The organism is Nonomuraea sp. B5E05, from assembly GCF_039880665.1.
Classification (GTDB): Bacteria; Actinomycetota; Actinomycetes; order Streptosporangiales; family Streptosporangiaceae; genus Nonomuraea.
The window spans coordinates 1-7,281 of record NZ_JBDPMJ010000066.1 but is presented as its reverse complement, the minus strand read 5'-3'; the positions used below and the strand labels follow the sequence as shown (position 1 = coordinate 7,281).

Sequence of the window (7,281 nt, the reverse complement as noted above, 5' to 3'; positions counted from 1 at the left end):
TGCCCCGTCAAGGCGCTCTGATCGGCGAGGGTCATCGTCACTGTCTCGATCGTCCTGTCTCGCCCTGCTTCACATCAAATGGACTCATCTGTCCCATGTATCACAGCAGTCTGACAGAGAGGGGGCCGAACAAGGAAAAGTTCCTGCTGATCCCCAGGGACGACACGGGCAAGCCCGTTTGGGTGGACCGAGATCACCCGGCCACCGCTGAAGTCCGATTGACCGAGTTCACCGGCGCCCACGGCCAGGTCAACGACTCCAACCCGCACGCAGACAATCTGCTCTTCACTGGCGACTCGCTCGATGTGCTGCGGGTCCTGAATGAGGTCCCTGAATTCCGCCGTGAGTACCGGGGCAAGATCAAGCTGGTCTACCTGGACCCGCCGTTCAACACAGGGCAGGCGTTCACGCACTACGACGACTGGATGGAGCACTCCACCTGGCTCTCGTTCATGCGGGACCGGCTCCTGTTGATCAAGGATCTGCTCGCGCCCGATGGCTCGATCTGGATTCATCTCGACAACGCCGAGGTACACAGGATGCGCTGTCTCATGGACGAGGTCATGAGCGCCGGAACGTTCCTGAACCAAGTCATCTGGAAGCGCACGCAAGGAAAGTCCTCCGCCCGCCGGGGCATGGGCACGATGTGTGACACGCTGCTTGTGTACGGCAAGACCGACCGCATCGCCCTGCGGCCAGTCATGCAGCCCCTGAGCGACAAGCACTTGGCCACGGAGTACCGGCACTCCGACGAGCGCGGCCGCTACATGCTCGGCGATCTCGCCGCTCCAGGCGCCCGAAGCGGCGATTCGGGCGAGCCGTGGCGAGGACGCAAGCCTCCAGGCCGAGACCGGCATTGGGCGGCACCAACCGTCGCGGGTGTGACCGATGGCGCGGCGGCTGCGCTCCCGACGCGACAGCGATTGGACCTTCTCGACGCAGCCGGCTACGTCCATTGGCCGCCCGGAGAGAACAGCGTCCCCAAGTTCAAGCGCTACCTGCGCGAAGACAGCGGCGTCGCAGTCGGAGATCTCTGGGACGACATTCAGCGCGTGGGGAACTCATCCAAGGAGCGTCGCGGATACGACACCCAGAAGCCCGAGGCGCTAATCGAGCGAGTCCTCACTATGGCGACAGCGCCGGGAGATTGCGTCCTTGACGTCTTCGGTGGGTCCGGGACGACCGCTGCTGTCGCTCACAAGATGGGGCGCCGATGGGTCACAGCAGACATCAGCCCTACCAGCGTCTCGCAGTACATCGCTCCGCGCCTGCGTGATGTTGTCGACGGAGCCGACGAGGCGGGAATCAGCCAGCGGACGACCGAGGCCACTGCCGCAACGGATCTGCCTGATGGGACGTCCGCCGACGACTTCGCAACTGCCGCAAAGGCACTCAAGACTGCCATCGGAGCCGGCCTGATCAAGGGAGATGCTCCCGACGTGACTGCCTCCGTGAAGCTGCTGGAGCGGCTCGGCCGGAAAACTAAGCGGACCCAGGTGCTTTGGTCCGGAGGCGGAGGATTCCGCGTGGTGACGGTCAGCCCGTCGATCTATGAGGTCACTCAATATGGCGTGCTGCTGGCGGACTGGGCGACAAATGGGAAGTTCGCCCGAGCGGTCGCAGGTCAGCTGGGCTTCGAGTGGCTGGAGGATGCCGGCCCGTTCTGCGGGGTTCGGGGTCGGATGCGTCTCGCGGTTATCGACGGCGCAGTAGGGCCGGAGGAAGTTCGCCAGATCGTAGCCGCCCTCGGGGAGAAAGAGCGGGTCACTGTGGTAGCAAAGATGGTTCTGCCGGGCGCGGAGGAGGCTCTGGCCAAGTTGTCTTGTGGATCACGTATCCGTAAGGCCCCTAGAGACTTGCTGACAGGGGCGACTCACCGCGCCCTCCGCCGCGAAGGAGCACGACTGTGACCATCCCTTATGACGCTGACCTTGTGGAAAGGGTCGCCCATACGCTCGACCTTCGCGCCCCGAACCAGGCGGCACTGGAGGCACTGGCCCAGGCACTCAGCGTTGCCGAGGACGGCGTTGAGCTGATCACGGATCTGGCGACCGGCGTCGGCAAGACCTACATCGCGGGCGGGCTACTCGACTACCTGTACGCGTCTGGCGTGCGTAACGTCGTCGTCGTGACTCCCGGGTCGACGATTCAGAAGAAGACGGTCGCCAATCTCACTCCGGGGCACCCGAAGTATTTGCGAGGGCTTCAGTCGAACCCACTCGTCATCACTTTGGACACGTTGGAGCGGGGCGAGGTTGGCGCAGCGTTGGAAGACCCCAACTGTTTCAAGGTGTTCGTGTTCACCGTTCAGTCGCTGCTGCGCCCGGACACTAAAGATGCCCGCCGGGCGCACCGGCAGCACGAGACACTCGGCCAGGCTCTTTATGAGTATCTGCAGGCCGCCGACGACCTTGTGGTTATCGCCGATGAGCATCACGTCTACTTCTCTGGCAACGCGAAGAAGTTCCAGGCAGCGATCTCCGAGATGCACCCGGTAGCGCTGATCGGGTTGACCGCAACTCCGCACGAGGCAACGCAGGGCAAGATCGTCTACCGTTACCCGTTGTCGGACGCGATCGCCGACGGATACGTGAAGATCCCGGTTCTGGTGTCCCGCCAGGACCGGATCAGCGACTTGCGAACCCAAATGGCAGACGGGGTGGCGCTCCTCGACGCTAAGGCCAGCGCGATGCGAGCGTACTGCAAGCAGACGAAACAGCCTTACGTCGAGCCCATCCTGTTCGTTGTCGCCCAGTCCATCGAAGAGGCGGCTGGATTGCGTGACGTGCTCGCCGGTGCCGACATGCTCGGTTCGCCCGATCGGGTGCTGTTGGTCACGAGCGAGGAGCCGGACAAGACCCTCGCGTTGCTCGACACTCTGGAAGAGCCGGGTTCCCCGATCCGTGCAGTCGTGTCGGTCTCCATGCTCAAAGAGGGCTGGGACGTGAGGAACATCTACGTCATCGCAGCCGTACGGGCGATGGAGTCGCAGTTGCTCACCGAGCAGATCCTAGGTCGCGGCCTACGTCTGCCGTTCGGGAGGCGAACGGGGAGCCCAATGCTCGACACCGTCGAGGTTTTGTCCCATCGCTCGTTCGCGGATCTGCTCAAGCAGGCCAAGGTGCTTCTACACCAGACTCTCGGAGAGCGGGCCGCAGAGGCAACCGTCGTTGTTGACCCCACACGAGGCAAGCACGTTCCCGGACTACCCATTGCCGATGACGGCGGCATACCCGCTGATGCAGATGTTGAAAAGGCGAGTGAGGTCGAGATTCGGCTGCCGGGCGGAGCTGCGGCCGATCCAGACCAGCGGAGCTTGTTCGATGACGACGAGGAAACGAGCGACATGACACATGTCGGGATCGGGCTGGCAACTGTAGAGAGCCGCGTGGCGGCAGCGGCAGCCTCGACCTCCACACTGACACACACGCTCACGCCCCGCACTCCGGGCGGGGTGAAAATTCCGCTGTTTCTGCCCCGGGTGACAACCCACTGGGAACGGGACCCGTTCTCTCTGACGCAGCTCAACCTGACGGACGTGGAATCGCTGGGGCGGCAGTTCTCTCACGACAACGCCCCCACCCTGACCCGCAAGGCCCTGGACGCGCAGCGCAATGCAGATGGGCAGGCTGAGATCGTCATAACCGACCAGTTCGACGCGGTGTTCGCGAGCCAGACGGTGATGCTCTTCCCGACGATCGAGCAGGACCTGGTGCAGCGGCTGATGACCGCAAACGGTGTCGCTGCAACCGTGAGCGAGCAGAACGCGGCCATTGAGGTGGCCCGCTCGTTCCTGGCCGGGGCGGGAGTGACTGAGCAGACCCCGTGGCGGGCTGAACATGGAAGGCTTGCCACCGCCCGGCTGACCGAGTGGATTTCCACCAAGCAGACCTCCAGTCCGGCCCGGGAGGTCAAGGAGGTTACCCAAGTTCGCTGGCCCGATCCGCCAGGCCAGATGGAAACGCGCCCGCCCGCAGACCGGCACGTCATCACCAGCAGCAAGGACTTCACCCGCGGCTACCCCTACTCCGGGTGGACGCGGTCGGTGTATGAAATCAATGCGTTCGACGCCTACTCCACCGAGTTCCGGCTGGCCGGCCTGTTCGATGTCAGCCCGGGCGTGAAGGCATGGGCACGAATCAACGAGACCGTCCCCATCCGGATCACCTACCTGAGCGGGGCGGTTCAGCGTGTATACGAGCCGGACTTCATAGTCATCGACGATCAGGTCACCTACTGGATTGTGGAAGGCAAGTCCGACTCGGACATGACCAGCGCGCGCGTGATCGCCAAACGGGACGCGGCCCGTGCCTGGATCGCCACCGTGAATGCCAGCGACAACGTTCATGACCGATGGGGATACTTGCTCGCGAGCGAGTCCGTTATCGCCAGCGCCAGCACGTGGGCTGCTCTCAAGAGCGGCGCCCAGACGTATACGTAGGCCATCGGAAGTCTGAGCGTGCACGTCGATGCACACTAAAACTCCAGTTGACCAGCTCAAGCGATCAAGGCGAATCCTTCGCATCGAAGTGTGCAGAGGCCGTGACGATCGCCGACTTCAGTTCCCGTGTCTCGGGCTGAGGCGGTCGCTCATCAAGAGCGTGCTGACAGCACCGAGGGACTCCTATTCGACGGCGAAGAAGTCTTCGTCCATCTTCTTGATGGTGATGGTCTGGGCTTCTTGGACTCCGCAGTCGTAGGCAACCATGAGTTCTCCTAGGCGGCGGCCGTCGATCAGGATGATCCGGGAGGGAACCTTCTCGGCGAAATCGATGGCACCTGGGGAGAACCGGGTGGTGGCGATAAAGATCCCCCGGGACGCCTGGGCACCCTGAAGAGCGCCGGCGAAGGCTTGGACATCTGGTCGTTGCACCGTCCGGTCGGCGGCGTAGCGCTTGGCTTGGACGTAGACCACGTCCAAGCCAAGCGGATCCTGGCGGATGAGCCCGTCCATGCCTTCATCGCCCGGTCCGCCGAGGTGGCGCACCTCGCCTTCGGGGCCACCGTAGCCCATTCGGGTCAGCAGCTTGAGGACGCAGTGCTCCAGGAACTGCGGCGGCGCCTGACGAAGTCGCTCGACCAGTTCGTCGGCCAGTGCCGTATGCGCCTCGGTGATGAGCTGAGGGATCAACTCCAGCGGTGGCGCATCCGCCGCGGACAGCTCCGGCTCCTCCGCAGCCTTGTCGGCCTTGCGCCGGCGGGTACGGAACTCCTGGTATTCCGCGAACCGGTTCAGCACCTTCATGTCCACCCGGTTCGGGTGCTCGGCCAAGACCTTCCGGCCCCGGTCGGTGATCCGGGTGACGCCTCGACGAGGTCGCTCCAACAAGCCGGCTTGCGCCATGTGAGTGACGGACCATGCGATCCGATTGTTGAAGAGCTTCTGCCCGCCCGACGGCAGCATCTCCGCGCGCTCGTCCGCGCTCAACTCGAAGCGGTCGGCCATCGATGCGATCACCTCAGCGGATCCATGGTCTCCGCCGTCGAAGTGCGTCTCCAGAACGGGCCGCATTAAGGTCTGGAAGTCGGGGATCGGCACGGCACTCCTCCGGTTACCGGCAACGTCAATCAGGGCCGCCATGACGATGGACGGGTTGGGAACCTCCTCGGTCAGGCGGCGTGATCTATCTTCGAGCCTGTGCCATGTCGCTGGACAGTGGTTGCCTCAATCGACATCTGGAATCTGACGGAGGAGAGCCGAGGCGGGAGGTGACAGTAGCGCTGACAGCAACGTCAGCCACCGGAGGCATCTGGCGACAGCCGTACACGACGCTCCGAGTTCGGTTTCCATCGGCGGAACAGGGTGATTGCTCCGCCTGAAAAGCGGAAGGTCGGCGGTTCGACCCCGCCCCTGACCACATCAAATGACCAGCCAAGATGCCCCGAACGGATCACTGTTCGGGGCTTTTTGATTCCGGTGACAGCAACAGTGACGGCAACGTCAGCTGGCAGAGGACGTGCGGCGGTATGTTCTCGAGCCGTTCGATCAACCTTTCAAACCGACTCGAAGCCTTCGTCACTCAGCGCGTCAAACCCATGCTCCATGCGGAGTGTCCGGGGTAAAGGTGTTCGAGAGGTGACGTCTGAGAGATCGACGCTGACTGGCCGGTTTGTCGGTGGCGGGCTCTACGCTCGCCGCTATGAGTGCCCATGCAGAGACCGTCCGGGCGGAAGTAGACGTCGAGGACTGTAGCACTGTCTTCCTGATGGACGGGGACTGGGACGGCGACGACGTGTGCGACGTGGAGCAGTCCGTCGCGCTCATCACGGTGCGGAAGGCCGTGGCCGAGCTGTCTATCTTTTACCAGCACGGCGACGGCATCCCCTTCACGGTGACCATCGCCGACCACGACCCGGGCGCTGACCTTGACGGATACGAGGAGATCGTGGAGATCGACTTCATATCGTCGACCGGCGAGGTCCTCCTGATCGGATGGTGCATGGACTGGGACGACTCGGCGGTGCGCCGCCTTCCCCCGCTACCCGCCGGTCCGGGCCTTCACCGGCTGCGCTACCACGTCTGGAGCACGCTCATGGAGCGGCCGGATTTCGACGGCAACCACCACTACCTACAGATCTGGCCCGCACAGCCGTCCCCGCCCGTCGTCGTCAAGCAGGGCGAATGGATCGCTCACGATAACGACGCCGTCACCTGAGGCCCGTGGCCGGGTGCGACATGCCCTGAATTCCGGGGCAGGAAATTTGCGAAAAGTGCACCACAAAGAGTGAAGCGCCCGGACGTAGGCCGTCAGGGCGCGCAATTTCAGGAACCCTCAGCTGAGGGCATCCCCCAGCGCCTCCGCGACCTGCCGGGCCAGCACCGATACTCCTGGCAGCAGGCGCGCACCCGGAACCCGGGAACGCGCCTGCGGTGGGACGTCTGCGGCGGGCCGCCGCCTTCGGGGATGGCCAGGTTGAACGCCACGCTGGCCTGAACCGCCGCCTTCGACGGTCAGTGTCCCTGCCGTCCCTACTGTCCCTAAGTTTGCTGCAACCAGCACTAACGCAGTCCAGGACAAGGGACAGACCTTCTGGGGGGTGTCCCTGTTGTCTCCATGAGACGGTGACGACCTCAACAGCCGCACCCAAGCCGCGATCCCAGGGGAGCGAACTATGCTCCGATCAGTCAATGGTGCTTCGCACGCCCTTCTGAGTGTCGACGAGCTTGGAAAACTGACCCCCAGACAACGCGTGAAAACTGACCCCCTTCGTCACCACAGGTGACAGAAAGGGATGTGATCACAGTGGACGACTGGGCAGAGATCCGTCACCTGCACCGGG

4 protein-coding genes and 1 tRNA gene are annotated in these 7,281 nt (G+C 63.5%); 4 read left to right on the top strand and 1 reads right to left on the bottom strand.

All coding sequences use genetic code 11. The features are described 5' to 3' along the window. A partial coding sequence (locus ABGB01_RS45550) for a site-specific DNA-methyltransferase (RefSeq protein WP_347780557.1) occupies positions 1 to 1,910 on the top strand: 1,910 nt, incomplete at its 5' end. Then, positions 1,907 to 4,441: a DEAD/DEAH box helicase family protein gene (locus ABGB01_RS45545; protein WP_347780556.1), complete on the top strand. Its 2,535-nt coding sequence runs from the start codon at positions 1,907 to 1,909 to the stop codon at positions 4,439 to 4,441. The genes ABGB01_RS45550 and ABGB01_RS45545, both read left to right, overlap by 4 nt. 183 nt (positions 4,442 to 4,624) lie before the next feature. Here the strand turns inward: ABGB01_RS45545 and ABGB01_RS45540 are convergent, their stop codons facing one another. Continuing rightward, entirely contained in the window at positions 4,625 to 5,539 is a 915-nt protein-coding gene (locus ABGB01_RS45540; RefSeq protein WP_347780554.1) for a restriction endonuclease, read from the bottom strand. A 253-nt stretch (positions 5,540 to 5,792) separates the two neighbouring features. Between ABGB01_RS45540 and ABGB01_RS45535 the strand changes: the two genes are divergently transcribed. After that, a tRNA-Phe gene (locus ABGB01_RS45535) sits at positions 5,793 to 5,858 on the top strand. Positions 5,859 to 6,206: 348 nt separating this feature from the next. Next, positions 6,207 to 6,656 (top strand): hypothetical protein, encoded by a 450-nt coding sequence (locus ABGB01_RS45530; RefSeq protein ID WP_347780553.1) that lies wholly within the window; start codon positions 6,207 to 6,209, stop codon positions 6,654 to 6,656. Positions 6,657 to 7,281 lie beyond the last annotated feature (625 nt).